Genomic DNA, 19,383 nt, shown 5'->3' with positions numbered 1-19,383 from the left:
ATCGAAGCCAGCCGCTCCAGGCCCTGCATGTCCCTGGGTCTGCATCGACGGAGCAGACATGGATCGATTTAGGGGGAGACGCTCTAAAGTGGGGTAAAGGCCGATTGCGCAGGGCGGCTTCCGCAAGCGGAAGGTCGTCTTGGTAAACGAACCATTGCGCGCGCGGAGGGCTTCATGGCTGCAGGCCCGCTTCCGGGGACTGCGGCCGTGCGAGGGGGCGCTTGCGACGCGCCCAAGAGGTCAACACCCCCGGTACGCCCGAGCGGTTGACTTGATCGAGCGCCACGGCACCCAGGATCGCGCTCGCTCCTGCGAGAAATGGGACGGCGTAGTAGGCGTAACGGTTAAATCCGTAAATGAGAAAGGCCGGAAATGCGACGCTGATCAGCGCGAGCGAGATCATCAATGTTCCGGCAGCCGGCAGGCCCGCGGGGAGCGGCCGCATCCATCCGAGCCTGGCCGCGACGATGCCGGCGAGCAGGACAACCACGAGGATCAGAGTGGCCGCGGATACCCACCGGATCGGCCCGGGGAGGTCATCGTACTCGCTCGAGATGGTCAAGCCGCAGCACAGGTCGGCCAGATCCGGTCGCGGCTGGTAGCCAAGCGTCAGCAGGTAGTTCAGCCCCAGCTGCACGCGGGCCGGCGTCGGCAGGACCCGCCGCTCCAGCCGCCAATGAGGCTTGTAATGGTCATGGATCAGCTGTCCCGGTTTGAGCCCGGTCGGGCTTCCAAAGAACGGGAGCGGGTCCCGCTGGGCGAAGTACTCGTAGCCCTGCGGATTGACGGTCCGTCGCGCCGTGCTGTTTGCGTCGAACAGCAGGAAATACATCTCGCGCAGGAAATGCGCGGTGACGTGCCGATACAGCGTCGATGGCGTCGTCAGCGTTTCGATGAAGATGTCGCGAACCACCTTTTCGAACTCGGCTGCGCTGTCGCCGGGCCTCTCCAGCAAATGCATGGCCGCGAAGGGCCATTGATATACGCCCGCGTCGGTCCAGCCGGTCGGGGTGTCCGCTGACCGCATCTTCTCGACAAGCGCCCGCGCGTTGGCTTTCCGGTCGAGGTGGACGCCGTGATCGAAGTCGGCGGAATAGCCGACCACGAACGCCATGACCGCGAGGCTCTCATTGCCCGCCGGACGCTTTCCGATCGCATAATTGACGGCGGTCGGGATCAGATACACGGCGGTGGCAAGGCCGCCGGCCAAAGCGAGCACGGTCAGTCGGCGGAGCCATCCGGCATCCAGCACCACGGCCAGCCAAAGCAGGATCACGGCGGCTTGCCCGACCGCCGCAGAACGGCACGTCATCACTGCCCCCAGCGTCAGCCCCACGCCCGCTGCGGCAAGGAACGCCGGCCATTTCCTGAAGATGATGCCGGCGGCCAGGAAGGCGGCAAGGCTGATCAGGAAGTTGGAAATGGTCTCGGCGCCAATGGTGTTGTCGTAGTGAACGGTGCGCCCGTAGAGCGCAGCGAACAGAAACGCCATGACCGACAGAACGCGGGGAACGCCGGCAAGGCGCAACGTCGCGGCGATCAGAAGGGCCGTGCCGATGCTCACCAGGTGCTGAGCTATGACGAAGACGATGATATGCGGACCGAACAGCTTGGAGAGAAGCACCAGGAAGATGGCCATGCCGTAAGGCCGTTTTCCCGCATCATCGAGATAATGGCCGGTCAGGATCGATTGCGCCTCGTCCAGATAGGCACCGCCATCTTCGTGGAGGAAATGATCCGGCCAGGCCACCAGAAAAGCCAGGTGAACCAGGAGCGCCAGACCAATCGCTCCGAGCCAGATCCAGAGCCACACGATGCGGCTTGCCCATGCGAGGCGCGCCGGCCGCCCCGTGGGCGGGCCCTCTACGCCCAGGATGTCGGTAGCAGGCATGGATTCTCCGGATTGACTTGCGCGAAGGCGATAGCGGCGTTCCCTCGAGATGTCCCTCACACTGGGCGGGTGCCGCACACCGTCCAGCTATAGCCGTGGCGGTGATAGATCTTCACATCTTCGAATCCGCCGGCTGGGAGCAAGGCCTCGGCCTCTTCGCGGGTGTAGTATTTCGCGTAAGCGGGATTGAGCTGATCGTAGATGGTCAGACGCCGGACGCTGCGCGGAAATTTGGCCAGCACCGAACGCATGTAGGAGCGCATCGGGAGCGGCAATATTCGGCACAGCCCAATATAGGCCGTCAGCGCCCATTCCAGAACGTGGGATAGCGCCACGAGCAGACGGTGCGGCAACAGGACCGTAAGCCTGCGCAGCGGGACCACGAGTGACAGATAGGTCTCGTTGCCCTCGTAACCGTAGAGCCAGACAATGCATCGCCCTCCGGGACGCAAGGCCTCGAACGCCGCGCGAACCACGGGGATCGGCGCCGGGATGTGATGCAAGACGCCCATCGAAACCACGTAGTCCAGGCCGAGATCCGGCGGCAATTGGTCGCCGGGAATCTGCAGATAGTCGACCCGGTCTTTGCGCGCGGCCGTGTTGTCCTTCAGCACCTCCATGGCGGCCGATGGCTCGACCGCAACGACGCGGCCGGCTCCGGCATCCAGCAGCATGTTGACGATGCGTCCCGAGCCGCTGCCGATGTCGGCGATCGTCTTGCCTTTGAGTTCATCCAGCGCAACGAGGGAACCAAGGAGGTCGGCGAGCAACACGGCGGATCCGTAATAGCCGGGGTTGTCGCGGAACGCGCTCCATTGCTCCCCGAAATCTCTGATCGTGTCTTCCTTCAGATCGCCCATGCGCACGTTCCCCGCCTCGTCCACTCAGCGCGGCGCGGGGCAGGCCAGCCCCAGCAACCAGATCCCTAAGGTGAGGATCGGCCACAACGCGAATGCGTTGTCGTTGCGGCGGTCGAGATGGTCCTTCCACAACTGCCGGATCGCGTCGGGCTTCAGAAACGGCGCAAACACGTCGGCTTGCTGATTGAGCACGCGGTCGCAGATGGACCGCAACCCGCTCCGCATCAATTGCGCAATGGGTACGTTGAAGCCGCGCTTGCGTGACCATGCCGCGTCGTGCGGCATGCCGAGGCGCTCGGCGAGCTTGCGCAGCACGTATTTCGGCGCCCCTTTCGGCCAGGGATTGAGCAGCGAGCTGTCGATGGTGCCGGCGAGGTCCATCACCCGTCGGTCCAGGATCGGAACGCGCACCTCCAGCGAATGCGCCATGCTCATTGCATCGACCTTCGAAAGGACGCTTTGCAGATGGAAGCGCTGGTCGGCGATCAGGGCCCGGTCAAGCACGTTTGCGTGCGGCTCCGCGTAATATTCGGCGTATTCGGCGAACGGATCGGTCGAAGCCAGATCGGCCATCTCGCCGTCATAGATCTTCTCGGCCAGAAAGCGGGGAACGAGGCGTCGCCATTGCAGGTGAGGGCTGTTGCCAGCTTCACCTAACCCGAGCGCGAAGCGGGCGAGTTGGGCTGCCGCCGGAAGCCGCTTCTCGTTGCCGCGCACGGATGCATAGGCTGTGCGGCCGACGAGGCCTGCGACGGGGCGCGGAATGACGTGGCGCACGCGCTCTGCCATCATGGTCGCGGCGTAAGTTTCATAGCCGCCGAAGAATTCGTCGCCGCCATCGCCGGACAGGACCACCGTGCAGTGCTGCCGGACGGCGCCTGCCAGGTGGTAGAAGCCAAGCGCGCCGGTGTCGGCGCACTGTCCGTCGAAATGGTAGGCGACCGCGCGCAACGCGCTCTCGGCTCCTTCGCCTGCTTCCCCGTCGATGACGTGAAGCGGCAGGCCCGCGGTCGCGGCAATCTGGCGTGCCACCGCGGTTTCATCATGGCTCTTCTCGGAGAAGCCGGCCGTGAACAAGGGCGGCTTCAATCCAAGCCGGCCGAGCGTGAGGCTGATCAGCGAACTGTCAATGCCGCCGCTCTGGAGCACGGCAAGCGGCACGTCGCTCACCATCTGGCTCTTCACCACGGTCTCGATCGTCGATTGCAGCCGGACGACGGCTTCATCGAGGTCGCGGATCTCGGGCGCGCGCACTGGCCGCCAGAAACGCCGTTCGACGCGGTCGCGGCCGGTGAACCCGATCATCGTGCCGGGCGGGACCTGCTTGATGTCCTGATAGAGGCTCTGTCGCGTCCCTGGATGGCCTGCGGCGAGATAGTTATGCAGCGAGACGGGATCGATCCGCTCGGCGATGTCGCCGCTCGCCGTAAGTCCCTTGATCTCGCTTGCGAACAGGACGCGGCTGCTGCTTTCCGAATAATAGAGCGGCTTGATTCCGATGCCGTCGCGGGCAAGGATCAAGCGGCCCTCTTTCCGATCCCACAATCCGATTGCGAAGAAGCCTTCCAGGCGTTCGAACATCGCCTCGCCCCAGGCGAGGTAGGCGTAAGGAAGGATCTCGGTGTCGCAGGTACTGCGAAACCGGACGCCGAACGATCGCTCGAGCTCGCTGCGCAATTCGCGGTCGTTGTAGATCTCGCCGTTGTAGGTGACGACGATGCGCTCCGACGCATCGAGCATCGGCTGGCGCCCGGCATCGGAGAGATCGCGGATGGCGAGCCGGCGGTGGGCGAGGCCGACAGGCCCGTCCAGCCAGGTGCTCTCGCCGTCCGGACCGCGGTGAACCAGCGCTGCCGACATCGCCGCAACGGCGCGGCCGTCGGCGGGGCGGCCGTCACAATGAAAGATGCCCGCTATGCCGCACATCGCGTCCCCTTGCCGAGGGAGGTCATGTTCGCTGATTCATGATCTGCTTCAGAAGCACCGCGAGCAGCCCCATGGCGACGACGAGAATGCTGAGCAAAATCGCGCCGACGCCCAGGACGAAGGCGCTGACGAGCTGCAGGATGATGCCCCCGATCAGTGAGACCAGTGCGAGAGCCATGCACATCATCGCCAGCAGCACGAAGATCTTCAGCGGGTTGTAGTAGGTGCAGGCCTCCAGCACGTATTGCAGGGTCCGAATGGAGTCGCGGAACAGGTTCACTTTGGAGCGCCCGATCCGCTCCTTGTAGTCGATGTCGATGTAGTCGACGAACTTCGCGTTCATCATGTAGGCGAGCGTCAGCGACGTCGTGAAGCTGAACAGGTCGCTGACATGCTCGAAATAGGAGATCGCGACCTGCCTGCCGAACACGCGCAGGCCGGAGTTGATGTCGGGAATCCTGCGGTTGGCGGTGAATTCGACGATCGCCTTCAGGATGGCGCGCAACGGCGACTTCAGTCTCGACTCGCGGTAGTTGGGTCCGGTCCTGGCGCCGACGACCATGTCAAAACCCTGGTTGAAGCGCGCGACCAATGCTGGAATCGCCTCCATCGGATAAGAACCATCGGCATCGCTGATGACGATCGTATCGTACGTCGCTGCGCGGATCCCGTCCTTCAGCGAGCGGCCATAGCCGATGTTGTGGGGATGCCTGAGCACCTTCGCACCCGCCCGTTCGGCGAGCTCGCCGGTCCCGTCGACCGAACCGTCATCGACGATGACGATTTCATAGGGAGTGAGTTGCGCACCCTCGAGAGCTGCCTTGGCTCGATCAATGGTTTCAACAATGCCGTTGCACTCGTTGAGCGCAGGAATGACGACTGAAATCATAAGCGGCGTGCAATGCAGGTGACGGATTGCCCAAAGAAGCTTCGCGAGAGCGGATCGAGCGCCCGCGACAGCGGTACGGCATATTTGTCGAACAGGGCGATCTGCCCGTTGACGGCGGCATCGTTCAGCGACTGATGACGCTTCAGGCGATTGGCAAGCCATCCAAGCCCGCCGATCGGATTGAAGTAGCTCAGCCGGACCAGCTCGACCGGTTGATCGGCGAGCAGCTTGGCGAGGCGCGCCGTGGTGTAGCGGCGGCAATGCCCCGCCAGGCGATCGAGGTCGTTATAGAGCAGCATCAGGGCGGGAACGCTGATCAGGAGGTGTCCTCCGGGCTTGAGCACCTGCACCAGATTGGCAATTGCGGTGGCGTCATCCTCGATGTGCTCGAGAACATTGATGGTGAAGACCGCATCGACGCCTTCGGGAAACAGGGAACTCAATTGCTCGCGGATCAGAATGTCGCAGACGGCGAACTTGCGGTCGGGCATCGCCATGGTGGCACGTTCGACGCTTTCGCGGTCGTGGTCCACGCCGCAATAATCGCCGAGCTCTCCGAGCACTCTGCTGTAGAGCCCATGCCCAAACCCGACCTCGACGATGCTGCCCTTCAGATAGGGGCGGAACTGGTCGACAACCCAGTTCATGTAATTCTGTGCGTCGGCGATCGCGCTCGAATACGTATCGGCCCCGACTTTCAGGCCTTCCGTCGTGGGCTGGGCGGGAAAGGAGGTTTGAGCCATGGAGCCTGCGCCTTGTTCTGGCCCGGGTTAGCAGTGAGCGCCGTAATTCTCAAGGAGATGTGCGGCACAATCGCCCTAAAGTTGACAGCTCTCGCTTTGGTCTTCGATGGCTTCAACTTCCATCTGAAGGCTGGTTCCTTTCATGGCTCAGCGTCGTGCCATTCAAGACGTCGAAACTGTCTGACAGGAACACGATGGGCTCCAACGAGCATTCGAATCTGCGCAACTGGGCCATCGGATTGAACGAGCCGTCGCCCGACGCGCGTTCGATGGTAGCTTGACCCATGGCCTACCGCGGCGCGCCTCATGGCTGCAGACCTGTTTCGGGGGCTGCGGCCGCCGCGCGCGGCGTCAAATCTCGTGGTGCGGGCAGCCGGGGTCGAACCGGCACAGCGCTTGCGCACCGAGGGATTTTAAGTCCCTTGCGTCTACCAATTCCGCCATGCCCGCTTGATCCAACGAGATCAAACACTTAAGTCCATCTCCGGCCGTCTGGAATTGGCGCTTTGCGGGCCTGGAGGGACGGTTCTTCCTTAAGCGAGCCGGGCCCACAAGGCAAAGCCTCAATCCGGACATCTGTTGTTGCTTTAGGCATTCTCAATTCACGGGGGCTATTCATCCGGCATGGTTGCTTCGTTTTCCTCTTCGCCGCGCGGCTTTGGCGCGCTCCTGGCGCTGCTTGCGGCCGGCGCCGCGCTGTCCGGCTGCGCCAGCATGAGCGAGACGGTCGCGCCGGCCTTTGCCGATCCCGCCAAATACGAATTGTACGACTGCAAGCAGCTGGAGGGTGAGCGCAAGGCGCTCGCCAAGCGCACTGACGATTTGCGCGGGCTGATGGAGAAGGCCGAGACCGGGACGGGTGGCGCCGTCGTGTCCGAGCTCGCCTATCGCAACGACTATATCGCGGTGCGCGGGCAGGCCCAATTGGCCGAGGACGCCTGGCGCCGCAACAGGTGCCGGGAGACGCCGCCAGAGGCGACGCCGCCCGCTGCGCAATTGTCGCCCGCGGCCACCGCCAAACCCGCATCGAAATCCGGAAAAGCGGCCCGCTGACGCACCGCGCCGGCGATGCGTCAGGGCCGCCAGCCGTAGATCCAGTCCTGCCGCGCCAGCATACGGTCCGGGCCGAGCGCGCGGATCGCAAGATCGCGTGCGGCCGCAAGCGGCCCACCGAGATGATAGATGCGGCCCTGCTGCCGCGCGGTCCGCTGCACCCGCCGCACCCGCGCCTGGCGCGCGCGGCCGTATTGCTTCAGCGCCGCACTGATGCCCGCGGTGCTCTCGGCGGCTTCAAGGCTCAAATGCCGGGCGAGCACCGCGGCATCCTCGATGGCCATGCCGGCGCCTTGGGCGGCAAAAGGCAGCATCGCATGCACGGAATCGCCGAGCAGTGCCACCGGACCCTTGCTCCAGGGGCAGCCGTCCGGCACGCCGAACAGCGCCCATTTCCGCCAGCTGTCGACCGGGGCGAGCATCATGCGCGCCGCCGGCGGCCAGCGCGGCGCGGCGAAGGCATCCATCACCTCGCGGGGATCGCCGGGCGTGCTCCAGCCCGGCCTGTTCCAGGTGCCCGGCAGCACCGCGACCACGTTGATCTGGCGGCCGCCCGCAATGGGATAGGCGACGAGATGGGCGTTCGGCCCCATCCAGAGCTGCACCCCGCGCGCGGTGTAATTCTTCGGCAGTTGCGTGGCGTCTAACGTGCCGCGCCAGGCGATCAGACCGGAGAAGCGTGGCTGCACCTCGGGAAACAGATGCTGGCGGACCGTCGACCAGATGCCGTCGGCACCGATCAGCGCACTGGCGAGATCGCTGCGGCGGATCGTGCCGCTGCGATGGACGACCGTCAGTCCCTTGGCATGCGGCGCCATGTCTTCGAAGGTCGCGCCCAGTTTCAGGTCGATATCGGGATGATCGGCAACGGCGCCTGAAAGCGCCGATTGCAGGTCGGCGCGGTGCACCACCCAATAGGGCGCGCCGGCCCGCAGCGAAGCTGCTTCACCGAGCGGCATGCGCAGCAGCTCGCCGCCGGCCCGCGCGCTCATGATCGAGACCGCCTCCGGGACGACGGCGCGGAGCTTGAGGCGCTCGGTGAGGCCAAGCTCGACCAGCACGCGGCTGGCATTGGGGGAGAGCTGCAGGCCGGCGCCGACGTCCTCGAGGCGCTCGGCCTTTTCCAGCACGACGATCCGGAACCCGCGGTTTGCGAGCGCAAGCGCAGCCGTCAGTCCACCGATGCCGGCACCGGCGATGACAATCGTTCGGGAGAGCGCCACCCCTGACCGATGGAAGCGGTCAGGCCACCTTGTCCTTCAGCACGCATTCCGGCGGGCGGGCTTCGCCTGCCTTCAGGTCGGCCGCAAAGCGATACAGCGTCGAGCAGTAGGGGCAGATGATCTCGTTGTCGTTGCCGAGGTCGAGGAAGACGTGCGGATGGTCGAACGGAGGGTTGGCGCCTACGCACATGAACTCTTGCGAGCCGATCTCGATGACGGGGACACCGGCATCGTTGTGGAAGTGCGGGACGACATGGTCGGACATCGAACTCATCCTGGAGTGGCAACGGCGGCAGACACAATCACGAACTGACGCGGCATCTTTAAGGCGCCGCGGACCATACTGGCGGGTGCAGACGATTGCTAGTCCAGCGGAACCGAAAGCCCCGCAATTACCCCATGCTCATTTGCTCATGCAAATTCGACACAATCTTAAGGCCTGAGAAAAGCCCTTCTTTCGTCGGGGACGTTGTGTCGCAATTTTGGCATACTATGTCTGGGGACGAGCGCAATTGGCGACCAAAGACGAATCAATCGTCAACGATTTCAGGACCGTCCAGGTTTCCCGCATGAAGTGGCTGCGAATCAGCACAGCGTTGACCGGTATCGCCGCGTGCGGCTTCATGCTCGCGCAGGTAGCGCCGCACGCCCGCGAGGCCGGCGCGATCCTCGCCGCCCAGGATGATCCGGCCGTGCTCTCCGGGCTCAAGCTCGATGCGTTGCTGCAGCGGAATGACCGACTGGTCCAGGACAACATCGAGGCCGCGCTCGCCGCTGATGACGCCGATCTCGCCGACAGTTTCGTGGCGTTGGCGCGCGACCGGAACATCGCGTTGCCGGACGACCTGCTGAGCCGCGTGAGTGATGCGGTCAAGGAACAGAATTCCACCTCGTATTTCGCAAAGCGCTTTGCCACCGGCCTCGTCACCGGCAATGCCGACGATGTCGCGAGCCTGTCCGGGACGGTGGCCGGGGATCTCTTCGTGATCGGCGACATCAGGGACGTCGTGCGGGAGGGCAAGCACCTCGCTATGGGCGAGGACACCGATCGCCTGGTGCTCGGCCTCGCGACGGCCGGCCTTGCGGTGACTGCGGCAACCTATGTGTCCGTCGGTGGCGCTGCGCCCGTGCGCGCCGGACTGACCCTGGTCAAGGACGCCCGCAAGGTGGGCCGGCTCAGTGAGAGCCTTGCGGCATGGGCTGGACGCTCCGCGCGCGACGTGGTCGATACGCCGATGCTCCAGAACGCCGTGGCCAAGGGCTCCGTGTTCCGCCCCGGCGAGACCGTCAGTGCGATCAAGGCCGCGTTCCGCGCCGAGAAGGCCGGTGCGCTGGTCCGGCTCGGCAAGGACGTCACGCGCGTCGCCGGGAAGACCGGCACGCGCGGGGCGATGGATACGCTGCGCATCGCCGAAGGTCCGAAGGACGTCGCGCGCGCGGCGCGGCTTGCGGAAGCGCAAGGCGGCAAGACGCGCGCGATCATGAAGCTGCTCGGCCGCGGCGCGCTGCTGCTGATCGGCGGTGCGTTCGATCTGGCGCTCTGGCTGCTCAGTGCGGCACTGACGCTTTTCGGCCTTCTCTCCTCCATCAAGGTGACGACCGAGCGCCTCACCCAGGCCTGGTGCGATCGCAGGCGGGCGCGGCGGCTTCGCCGGGCGCAGATCGCAGCCGAAGCCGCTCTGGCGGACGCTGCCGTCACGGCCTGAAGCGCGATTGCCATCGCGCCTCAGGTTATTGTTTGAGCATGATGTTGCCGGAAAACTGCTGCACGGTTTTCCGGATCGTGCTCTAAGATCAACCATTCCCCTCAACACCTCACGGAACTGATGATGCCGAGCTTTCACAACGGCGCCGTTGAAATTGCCTATCTCGATGAAGGTGAGGGCGATCCGATCATCCTGGTGCACGGCTTTGCCTCGAGCAAGAACGTGAACTGGGTCTATCCGACCTGGGTTTCGGAGCTGCGCAAGAACGGTCGCCGCGTCATCGCGCTCGACAATCGCGGCCACGGCGAAAGCGCAAAGCTCTACGAGCCCTCGCAATATTCGATTCCCGTGATGGCCGGCGACGTTCTCGCGCTGATGGATCACCTCGCCATCCCGCAAGCCGACATCATGGGCTATTCGATGGGCGGACGGATGGCGGCCTGGCTGTCCCTCAACGAGCCGCAGCGCCTGCGCTCGGCGATCCTCGGCGGCATCGGCATCGGCGGCCTGATCGAAGGCACCGGACCCGGCGAGAATGTCGCCAAGGCGCTCGAAGCGCCTTCGCTCGACGACGTCACCGATCCCGTCGGCCGCACCTTTCGCGCCTTCGCGGACCAGACCCGCTCCGACCATCGCGCCCTTGCCGCCTGCCTGCGCGGCACGCGCGAGCTGATGACGAGACAGCAAGCTGCACGCATCGAGCTGCCAGTGCTGATCGCGGTCGGCACCACCGACGACGTCGCCGGCTCCGCCAGCGCGCTCGGCGCGATCATCCCGGGCTCGGAAGTGCTGGACATTCCCAACCGCGACCACATGCGCGCGGTCGGCGACAAGGTCTACAAGACCGGCGTGCTGGATTTCTTGTCACGGCGGCGATGAGGCACAAAGCGCCACAAGCAGACATCTCGCGACAGCTATGTGGCCAGTCTTTCGAGAAGAGTGTGGACCGCGAATGCTACCATTGGAAGCACCACGATCGTCATCAGCAATCGTTGCTGCACAAATTGCCTTTGCTGATCATCCCTGGGAAACATCTCCCAAGTCATTCGCTCCCACAAATCGCGGCGTTGCTCGAATATGCAGCACGTGGGCCGACCAAAGCCAGGTGAAGGCGGTGGGTGAGGGAGCTCCTCCACACGTCAGCTATGATATGTTGTGCCTTTCTGCATCGCAGGAGATGGCTTGACGTGTCCGATACCCAGAAACTGACGCCCGCACTCTCGACGCCTGAGCGCGACCTGCTGAGGCGAGAAATATATAAAGGACTGGCCGACAGAGCGGCTGGCCGCGTCAAAGACCTCGACGTTGACGCCATCCTTGCCAAAGGAAAGGAGCTATTCCAGAAGCGCTCAATCTCCAATGTAAGGCAATTCGGAGTTGATGGTCGAAAGACGCTCTTCTTGCTGCTTCTCCTTTTCGCGATCCCCGCGGACGACTGCTCCGCGCAGACGCCGCCGCCGCCACTCGACGAACATGCGTTCGAGCGCGTGCCGCCGACGGTCGTGAAGAGATTGGCGACCCGCTTTTCGCTAGGCGCATTCGCCGGCCGCTTCGAGGAGACCTCGCTCGGCGCAGTCCGCGAAGCCGTGGGCGAAGGGACCATCCAACACCAGGGCGACGCTGGAGGTAGCATCTATTGGCTGTGTTATAGGCGCGCGCAGCATCGATTATGGGTCGTTAGCGGAGAGATAGGCGGCCCGGACCGTCTCGTCACAGAGATCGTGGAAGAGCTCACCGAGAAAGACACCGAGACCTCGACCGATTGCGCCATCATCCCGGAAAAGTTCGCGCCCCTCGTCTTCGACGGCAAGCTGCATTTGGGTATGTCGCGTTTGGAGGTAGTCAAGGCGCTGGGACCGCCGTCGAAGTCGGAAGCTGCTCAGATGGTGTATTCTCACGAAGGAAAGCTCGCAGACGGTTTCGATGAAACCGCATGGTTCATTCTCCGGTTTCGTGAGGAAAAGCTCGTGTCCATGCGCGGCGGCAAGACCACGACGAATTGAAGTGGCTGCCAGCAGCGTTCAAGCCTCACGGCGTGATGCAAGCGAGTCACGCTCGCTCACAAAAGCTACTCGCTTGCGCCGTCCGCTACGGGTCAGTAGGCGGGCAGCGTGCCAAGGTCGGGTATGGGTCACGCGCAGACGTGCAAACGGGGCAGTCCGCCCAGGGCTGTTATCGGACTCTACTTCCTTGCCGACGCGGATAGGCTGTCGAATGCCAAGCCTAGGTGTTCATTTTGGATGAAAGCGATCGCTGCTCCACGAAACCAAGCGCGATGACGCTTCATCCTGATCTCATCGCGCCTTGACGTCCTCACCAAACCGCCGCGCCAGCGCCGTCAGCACCACGAAGGTCGCGACCCACGCCATCCGCGCGCCGTAGCGGTCGTGCGGGCCGGAGATGACGGCGCAGATGAAAGCGTTGCCGAGCAGCGCCAGCGTCACGGTCGCCGCCAGCAGCGTCAGGTCATCGAGCCGGCGGCTCGCGAGCGCATGGCCGAGCAGCGCGACCAGCGCCAGCATCGAGGCCAGCGCCACCGGCACGTGCAGCCAGTTTATGGTGTCGAAATTGACACCCCAGTGCTGCTGCCGCGCCGCGCGCATTGGCGCGGCCTGTGCGGGGATGTAGCGCTCGATAATGCCGCGGGTGTGCGGAATCCAGCCATTGGTGCCTTCGCCGGTCGCGACATGCAGCAATTGCTGGCCCATCGCCCGGAGCGCCGCGCCGGCCTGCCAGGCCGGATAATCCCTCAGCGACTGCACGACGATGTAGCCCATCTCATCGTTCATGCCTTCAAAGCGGCCGAGCGTGTTGAACATGCTCTTGCCCCACAGGAACTCGTCGGCGGTCGCCGGCAGTTCATTGCGATACGGACAGAGCTTGTAACGCTCGCGCGGGCAATGATCGCTAAGGTAGCGCGCGACGATGCCGTCCTGCATCATGCGGCCGAAGGCGACGCCGTAGCCGCCGGGCGTCCAGGCCAACTTGCCGGACAACGCATAATTCGCCGAGACCAGCATCACGCCGCCCACGACGATGGTGAGGCTCGCCTGCGCCAATCCGGCAAGCGGAAGGCGCTCCCTTAGGAACGGCCGCGCCATCCAGCCCACGGCGCAAAGACCGAGCAGCACGCCGAGCGTGGCGCTGTGAGTCGCAGCGGCAAAGGCGGTGAAGACGAACAGCGAGGTCTTTTCGAGCGTCGAGGTCCGTTGCCCGCCGACGACAAGCAGGAACAGCGACAGGATCGAGAGCCCCGCGAAGATGTCGGTGAGCAGCATGCTGGCAAGCCAGGGCAGCGCGGTCGACAGGATCAGGCCAAGGCAGATCGCGACGAAGCGGAAGGTCTGCATCATCGAGAGCACGCGAAGGGTGAGCTGCAACAGCCACAGCGTCGCCAGCGACTGGACCGCGAGGTTGATCCAGAAACCAAAACTCTCGCCATAGTGCAGATAGAGACCGAACACCGTGGAGCGGCTGGGGACGAGATAGCCCTCGTACCAGCGCGCCAGATAGCCGCCGGTATCCCACTGCAACAGGGGATAGCCGTTCCAGAACGCCGGCGCGATCATCAGAAGGGGCAGGGCCACCGCCGCCAGACGCAGCCAAAGCGTATCCGCGGCGCGCCCGCGCAATTGATCGGTGGTGATGCTCAAATCTGCTCCCGTCCTCGCATGCGACCATGCCCGCAATAACGGTCGGCAGAGAATTCACCAATAGTTTGACGCCGCCCGGCTTGAATTTGGCAAAACTCTGACCACTTTGAGCCGACCTGCCGCTTGGGGGCCTCAGAAGAAACTGTTGTGTTTCAACATCTTGGCATGCCTTCGCGGGGCAAGGTGCTGTTCACTCTCAGGCAAGCCCGTCGGGACTTTGTCGCCTAGACTATGCTATAGAGCCGGTAAAGCGGGTCCATTCGAAAGAGCAAATCCCAGAGAGCAAATCCATGGCAGTGCATCAGGTCAATCCGGGAGGAAAGCTCGCATCGCTCGATCCGATATGGGACCGGATCCGGGGCGAAGCGGAGGACATCGTGCGTCGCGAGCCGGAGCTTGCGACCTTCATCTATTCGGCGGTGCTGCATCACGGCCGCCTGGAGGACTCGGTGGTCCACCGCGTCGCCGAACGGCTCGATCACTCGGCCCTGTCGGGCGACCTCGTGCGCCAGACCTATGGCGAGGCGTTGCGCGACGATCCCGATCTCGGGAATGCCTTTCGTGCCGATCTCGTTGCGGTCTACGACCGCGATCCCGCGACCTCGCGCTTCATCGATCCCTTGCTCTACTTCAAGGGCTTTCACGCGATCCAGACCCATCGCCTCGCGCACTGGCTCTATCTGAGGGGCCGCAAGGATTTTGCGTATTATCTCCAGAGCCGCGCCTCTGCGGTGTTCCAGACCGACATCAATCCCGCCGCGCGCATCGGGCGCGGCATCTTCCTCGACCACGCTACCGGCTTCGTCTGCGGTGAGACCGCCATCATCGAGGACGATGTCTCGATCCTGCACGGCGTCACGCTCGGCGGCACCGGCAAGGAGAACGAGGACCGTCATCCGAAGATCCGCCATGGCGTCCTGATCGGCGCCGGCGCGAAGATCCTCGGCAACATCGAGATCGGCCATTGCGCGCGCATCGCTGCCGGCTCGGTCGTGGTCAAGCCCGTGCCGCACAACGTCACGGTCGCAGGCGTGCCCGCCAAGATCGTCGGCGAGGCCGGCTGCGCCGAGCCGTCGCGCACCATGGATCAGATGATCAACGCGATGGGGCTTTGAGACCCGGCCTTGACGTTGAAAAGGGGCCGGATTTCCGGCCCTTTTGATCCCCAAATTCTTTGGCAATTGATGCTGGCGGTTCGTCGCGTCTCGTCCTAAAACCCGCCGACCATTTTTCGATCGGAGACTTGCCGTGGACGTCAAAGAAGTCAGAAAGCTCGACGCATATCTGAAGCGCGTATTCGGCAATCCCAAGATCCGCGTCGTGCCGCGGCCGAAGAAGGACGATTCCGCCGAGGTCTATATCGGCGAGGAGTTCATCGGCGTGCTGTTCGTCGATGACGAGGACGACGATCGCTCGTTCCAGTTCCAGATGGCGATCCTCGAGGACGATCTCGTCGATCAGGAGTAGACGCGAAGCGTCGTCGCGGCATTCTGGCCCCGTCGGGTCAGGCGCCCATCGCCGCGATCATGTCGGGAACCGTGACGAACTTCTCCCGTGGCTTGCCGAGCGGGGCTCCCCTGCGTTTCTCGGCCATATCGATCGCCATCCAATCAGGATAGCTCACGACGCGTGCCACGCGGCTGCCGATCCGTGCAAGCAGTGCGTCGGACGCATCCGAACGCGTCCGCCGATGGGCAAAGTCGGCCAGGACGGCCTCCGCCGTGGCCATCCCGCAGCCGCGATTGGTGCCGATCGTTCCGCTCGGCCCGCGCTTGCTCCACCCGCAGACATAGAGTCCTTCGACCACGGAATGCCCCGTCGCAACGCGCCCATCGATGTTCGCATGGACGCCGCGCTGTGCGTCATAGGGAACGCCGGCGATGGGCGTGGTCCTGCGGCCAACGCTGCCGAACGAGAGGCCGCACGCGATCTCCTCGATGACGCCCGACCGATTCCTGAGCGCGACCGTCTCGACCCGGCCGCGTCCCTTGATTGCGACGGGCGAGAGACCAAAACGGAAGAGACAACGCCTTGGCCTGGTCGCGGCCTGCCGCGAAAACGCGCGCAGCAGCGACAGTTTTTCGGCGAGCTCCGGATCTCCGGAAATCTGCGGCTCGAATTCGTCCGGACCGATCCCGCGGTCGTCGACCAGCGTGTCGCACGCGCTCAATTCGAGGAAATCACGCAATTCTTTAGCCGTGAATTTCGCCTGCGCCGGCCCGCCGCGGCCGACGATGACGACCTGGCGAATCCGGCTCTCCGCCAGAACTTCGAGCGCATGGCGCGCGATGTCGGTCTGGCGTAGCTCATCGGCGGACTTGGCGAGAATACGTGCGACGTCGAGAGCGACGTTGCCGTGGCCGATGATCACCGCCGCCTCGTGCTCGAGATCGAATTCGAGATCGGCGAAGTCGGGATGGCCGTTGTACCACGCGACGAAATCGCCGGCGCTGTGGCTCCCTGGCAGCGCCTCGCCGGGAACGTCCAGAGGCCGGCTCAGTTCGGCGCCGGTCGCGAGCACGACGGCGTCATAAGCCTCGCGGAGCTCGTCGACCGTGACGTCGTCTCCAATCGTGACGCCGCCGACGAAACGAAAACCAGGCGTTCTCGCGATCCTGTCGAAGGCGGTCGTGACCTGCTTGAGCTTTGGATGGTCGGGAGCGACGCCGAACCGCACCAGCCCGTAGGGCACCGGCAGCCGCTCGAACATGTCGACGGTCACAGATGCGTGGGAGCGCAGCAGCGCTTCGGCGGCGTAGAAGCCGCTCGGTCCGCTGCCGACGACAGCGACGCGGAACTTGCCCGCATCGACCTCTGAGGCTCGTTCCGTCATCGGCCCAGCGCCAGCCTACGCTCGTCGGCGCCCGGCAGAGGCGCCAGGCGCGCGCTGACGACGGGAGTTTCAGCCGCGCGTTTGCGATTGACGTCGATCCAGAATTTCTTGTCCGCAGCCAGGCGATAGTCGGGCTCGATCGCGCCGACCGGGCAGGCCGGCGCGCAGCCACCGCAATCGATGCAGTTTTCCGGGTCGATATAGGTCATGGCGTCATCGACGTGGAAACACTCCACCGGGCAGACGGTGACGCATTCCGTGTATCGGCAGCCGCGGCAATTGTCGGTGACCACGTAAGTCATCGTCAGGCTCCGCGGGCTTGGACGGCACCGATCTGGACGGCACCGACCTGGATGCCGCTGACCTGGACGAGAATGTCCGAGAAGGTCGGGGCGCGACCGAGGTCGGCGAAGGCCGGGGGCGTCAGCGCGTGGACGGTCGCTCCCTTGCGGTTGGATCGTTGCCAGTATCCGGACGGCGCCACCACGACGCCCGGCATGATGTCGGGGGAAACGGTCGCGAATGCCTCGAACGAGCCGCGATCGTTGAACACGCGGATGGGCGCGCCTGCGATGATGCCGCGTTGTGCCGCATCGTCAGGGTTGAGGAGCACCGCCTGTTCCTCGCCGGCCTGCGCGGTTTGCGCCGGCAGGTTGCCGTAGTTCGAATTCAGGAAGGCATGGCTCTTCGGTGAAATCAGGCTGAGCGGATAGTGGGTCGCCAGCGCGGGCGCCGAGCGCGGGTTCTCGTTCGGCCGGATGTAGTGAGGCAGGGGATCGACCGGCGTGCCGTCCTGGTCGCCATTGTAGCCCTGGCGGAACAGCGGCACCACGAAGTTGCCTCCACCGGCGATCGTCGACTTGAACTCGCACTTGCCGGAGGCGGTCGGAAAGTTGCCCTCGCGGTGCGGTGCCCAGTCCGCGGGCGCGGGCATGTTGAGGCGCACATAGCCCTTGGCCTTGACGTCCTCGAGCGAGATGCCATCGAGCACCGGGCTGCTCCAGTCGAGCGATGCGGCGATGATCTCCTCGTCGGACCGGAAGAAGGTTGGGTCCGTGATGCCCATCGCGCGCGCGAGGCGGCGGAACAGCTCGGTGTTCGGAACGGCTTCGCCGAGCGGCTCGATCGCCTGGTTGTTGTAGGAGAGGTAAAGGTGTCCCCACGAGAACAGGATGTCCTTCTGCTCGAGCTGCGTGGTCGCAGGCAGAACGATGTCGGCATATCTGGCGGTGTCGGTCAGGAAGTGTTCGCTGACGACCGTGAAGAGATCCTCGCGTTCCAGGCCCTTTTCGAGCTTGCCCTGTTCGGTCACCATCGCCATCGGATTGGCGTTGTAGACGAACAGCGCCTTGATCGGCGGATCGAAGTCGAGCTCGCCCGTCAGCGCCGCGCCGAGACGCCAGGAATTGAGCACGCGCATTTTTTCGGGCTGGAGATCGGGACGCATCAGCACGTCCCACCTGACGGGGAATGCCCAGATCGGAAGCTGGAGCAGGCCGCCGCCGACATGCTTCCACGCGCCGATCAGGCCGGGAAGACAGGCGATCGCGCGCACGGTCTGGCCCCCGCCGGCATGCCGCTCGACCGCGACGCCGATGCGTATGACGGCCGGTGGTGTCGCGGCATATTCCCGCGCCAGCCTGACGATATCGTCGACGGGAATGCCGGTTTCCTCGGAGGCAAATTCGGGTGTGTAGGTCGACGCGCGCTCGGCCAGCTCGTCATATCCGACGGTGTGCTTGTCGACGTAATCGCGATCGACCAAGTTCTCCTTAATGATGACGTGGATCATTGCCAGCGCGAGCGCAGCGTCGGTGCCGGGACGGATCGGAATGTGCCAGTCGGCGAGGCGCGCCGTGCGGGTGCGGACGGGATCGATCACCACGAGCTTGGCACCGGCCTTCTTCGCCTGCTCGATGAACGGCCAGTGATGCGAGTTCGTGCTCAGCGTATTGCAGGCCCACAGGATGATGTATTTCGAATGCACGAAGCTCTCGGGATCGACGCCGGGGGTATGCCCGATCGTCATCATGTAGGCGGTGCATGAGGCGGAATCGCAGAACGTGCGCTCGAGCACCGTTGCGCCGAGCTTGTTGAAGAGGGGATCTCCGACGTTCAGTCCGTTGATGATGCCCTGGGTGCCCAGATAACTGTAGGGCAGGATCGCCTGCGCGCCGTGCTCGGCGATAGTGGATGTCCATCGCGATGCGATGGTTTCGAGGGCCTCGTCCCAGGAGATCGGTTGAAACTGTCCGGCGCCCTTCGGGCCGACCCGTTTCAGCGGATGGAGGACGCGCTTGTCGCTGTAGACGCGCTCCTCGTAGTTGTTGACCTTGACGCAGAGCCGTCCGCGCGTGAACGGATGATCGGGATTGCCGCGCACGGCAATCGCCTTGCCATCCTCGACCGTGGTCAGGATGGAGCAGGTGTCCGGGCAATCGTGGGGGCACGCGCCTATTACCGTGGTTCGGGCCATGGATCTCTCCGCCTCCTGATTCAAGACGGCGCCGAGCATGCGGCGCCCGGGCACGCCCTGGCTTTTCCAAACGTGCGGTGTTGTTGTCCCGGACTGCTCTCGGCCCGTGGACGGCTGGTCGGATCTCTGG

The 19,383-nt window shown here is 64.2% G+C and carries 17 protein-coding genes and 1 tRNA gene; 6 read left to right on the top strand and 12 right to left on the bottom strand.

Going from position 1 to position 19,383, the window contains the following annotated elements; genetic code table 11:
- Positions 1-172: 172 nt before the first annotated feature.
- From IVB26_RS25905 to IVB26_RS25880, 6 genes are all read right to left on the bottom strand, one after another.
- Positions 173-1,891 (bottom strand): hypothetical protein, encoded by a 1,719-nt coding sequence (locus tag IVB26_RS25905; protein ID WP_247967987.1) that lies wholly within the window; start codon positions 1,889-1,891, stop codon positions 173-175.
- Positions 1,892-1,947: 56 nt separating this feature from the next.
- Positions 1,948-2,751 (bottom strand): class I SAM-dependent methyltransferase, encoded by an 804-nt coding sequence (locus IVB26_RS25900; RefSeq protein WP_247967986.1) that lies wholly within the window; start codon positions 2,749-2,751, stop codon positions 1,948-1,950.
- Between the two features lie 24 nt (positions 2,752-2,775).
- On the bottom strand, positions 2,776-4,677 hold the full coding sequence (gene asnB, locus IVB26_RS25895) for an asparagine synthase (glutamine-hydrolyzing) (protein WP_247967985.1): 1,902 nt from the start codon (positions 4,675-4,677) through the stop codon (positions 2,776-2,778).
- A gap of 22 nt (positions 4,678-4,699) precedes the next feature.
- Positions 4,700-5,566: a glycosyltransferase family 2 protein gene (locus IVB26_RS25890; protein WP_247967984.1), complete on the bottom strand. Its 867-nt coding sequence runs from the start codon at positions 5,564-5,566 to the stop codon at positions 4,700-4,702.
- A complete protein-coding gene (locus tag IVB26_RS25885) occupies positions 5,563-6,309 on the bottom strand; it encodes a class I SAM-dependent methyltransferase (RefSeq protein WP_247967983.1) in 747 nt (248 codons plus the stop codon). Before IVB26_RS25885 ends, IVB26_RS25890 begins: the two co-directional genes overlap by 4 nt.
- 361 nt (positions 6,310-6,670) lie before the next feature.
- A tRNA-Leu gene (locus IVB26_RS25880) sits at positions 6,671-6,759 on the bottom strand.
- A 174-nt stretch (positions 6,760-6,933) separates the two neighbouring features.
- On the opposite strand from IVB26_RS25880, the gene IVB26_RS25875 reads away from it, so the two are divergent.
- Complete coding sequence (locus IVB26_RS25875) at positions 6,934-7,362, top strand: twin-arginine translocation pathway signal (RefSeq protein WP_247967982.1); 429 nt, start codon at positions 6,934-6,936, stop codon at positions 7,360-7,362.
- Between the two features lie 20 nt (positions 7,363-7,382).
- Here the strand turns inward: IVB26_RS25875 and IVB26_RS25870 are convergent, their stop codons facing one another.
- Positions 7,383-8,585, bottom strand: coding sequence for an FAD-dependent monooxygenase (locus IVB26_RS25870; protein WP_247967981.1), 1,203 nt, complete (start codon positions 8,583-8,585; stop codon positions 7,383-7,385).
- 19 nt (positions 8,586-8,604) lie between these two features.
- A complete protein-coding gene (locus IVB26_RS25865) occupies positions 8,605-8,850 on the bottom strand; it encodes a zinc-finger domain-containing protein (RefSeq protein ID WP_007602543.1) in 246 nt (81 codons plus the stop codon).
- Between the two features lie 304 nt (positions 8,851-9,154).
- Here IVB26_RS25865 and IVB26_RS25860 point away from each other — a divergent pair, with 304 nt between their 5' ends.
- The 3 genes from IVB26_RS25860 (at position 9,155) to IVB26_RS25850 (ending at position 12,294) form a co-directional block, all read left to right on the top strand.
- Positions 9,155-10,291 (top strand): hypothetical protein, encoded by a 1,137-nt coding sequence (locus IVB26_RS25860; protein ID WP_247967980.1) that lies wholly within the window; start codon positions 9,155-9,157, stop codon positions 10,289-10,291.
- A 123-nt stretch (positions 10,292-10,414) separates the two neighbouring features.
- Positions 10,415-11,170, top strand: coding sequence for an alpha/beta fold hydrolase (locus tag IVB26_RS25855; protein WP_247967979.1), 756 nt, complete (start codon positions 10,415-10,417; stop codon positions 11,168-11,170).
- A gap of 308 nt (positions 11,171-11,478) precedes the next feature.
- Positions 11,479-12,294 (top strand): hypothetical protein, encoded by an 816-nt coding sequence (locus tag IVB26_RS25850; RefSeq protein ID WP_247967978.1) that lies wholly within the window; start codon positions 11,479-11,481, stop codon positions 12,292-12,294.
- A gap of 291 nt (positions 12,295-12,585) precedes the next feature.
- Here the strand turns inward: IVB26_RS25850 and IVB26_RS25845 are convergent, their stop codons facing one another.
- Complete coding sequence (locus IVB26_RS25845; protein ID WP_247967977.1) at positions 12,586-13,944, bottom strand: hypothetical protein; 1,359 nt, start codon at positions 13,942-13,944, stop codon at positions 12,586-12,588.
- Between the two features lie 290 nt (positions 13,945-14,234).
- Between IVB26_RS25845 and cysE the strand changes: the two genes are divergently transcribed.
- Positions 14,235-15,059, top strand: a complete 825-nt coding sequence (gene cysE, locus IVB26_RS25840; protein ID WP_247967976.1) for a serine O-acetyltransferase — start codon at positions 14,235-14,237, stop codon at positions 15,057-15,059.
- A 133-nt stretch (positions 15,060-15,192) separates the two neighbouring features.
- Positions 15,193-15,411: a DUF3126 family protein gene (locus tag IVB26_RS25835; protein WP_007602550.1), complete on the top strand. Its 219-nt coding sequence runs from the start codon at positions 15,193-15,195 to the stop codon at positions 15,409-15,411.
- A 37-nt stretch (positions 15,412-15,448) separates the two neighbouring features.
- Here IVB26_RS25835 and IVB26_RS25830 read toward each other — a convergent pair whose 3' ends face one another.
- Genes IVB26_RS25830 through IVB26_RS25820 form a run of 3 tightly spaced genes read right to left on the bottom strand, consistent with a single transcriptional unit; the run spans position 15,449 to position 19,253 of the window.
- Entirely contained in the window at positions 15,449-16,777 is a 1,329-nt protein-coding gene (locus IVB26_RS25830) for an FAD-dependent oxidoreductase (RefSeq protein WP_247967975.1), read from the bottom strand.
- Positions 16,774-17,079: a ferredoxin family protein gene (locus IVB26_RS25825; protein ID WP_247967974.1), complete on the bottom strand. Its 306-nt coding sequence runs from the start codon at positions 17,077-17,079 to the stop codon at positions 16,774-16,776. Before IVB26_RS25825 ends, IVB26_RS25830 begins: the two co-directional genes overlap by 4 nt.
- Positions 17,080-17,081: 2 nt before the next feature.
- Positions 17,082-19,253: a molybdopterin-containing oxidoreductase family protein gene (locus IVB26_RS25820; protein ID WP_247967973.1), complete on the bottom strand. Its 2,172-nt coding sequence runs from the start codon at positions 19,251-19,253 to the stop codon at positions 17,082-17,084.
- Positions 19,254-19,383 lie beyond the last annotated feature (130 nt).

Source organism: Bradyrhizobium sp. 195, assembly GCF_023101665.1.
Taxonomy (GTDB): Bacteria; Pseudomonadota; Alphaproteobacteria; order Rhizobiales; family Xanthobacteraceae; genus Bradyrhizobium.
The sequence above is the reverse complement of the archived record's forward strand: the minus strand, read 5'-3'. Positions and strand labels throughout refer to the sequence as shown.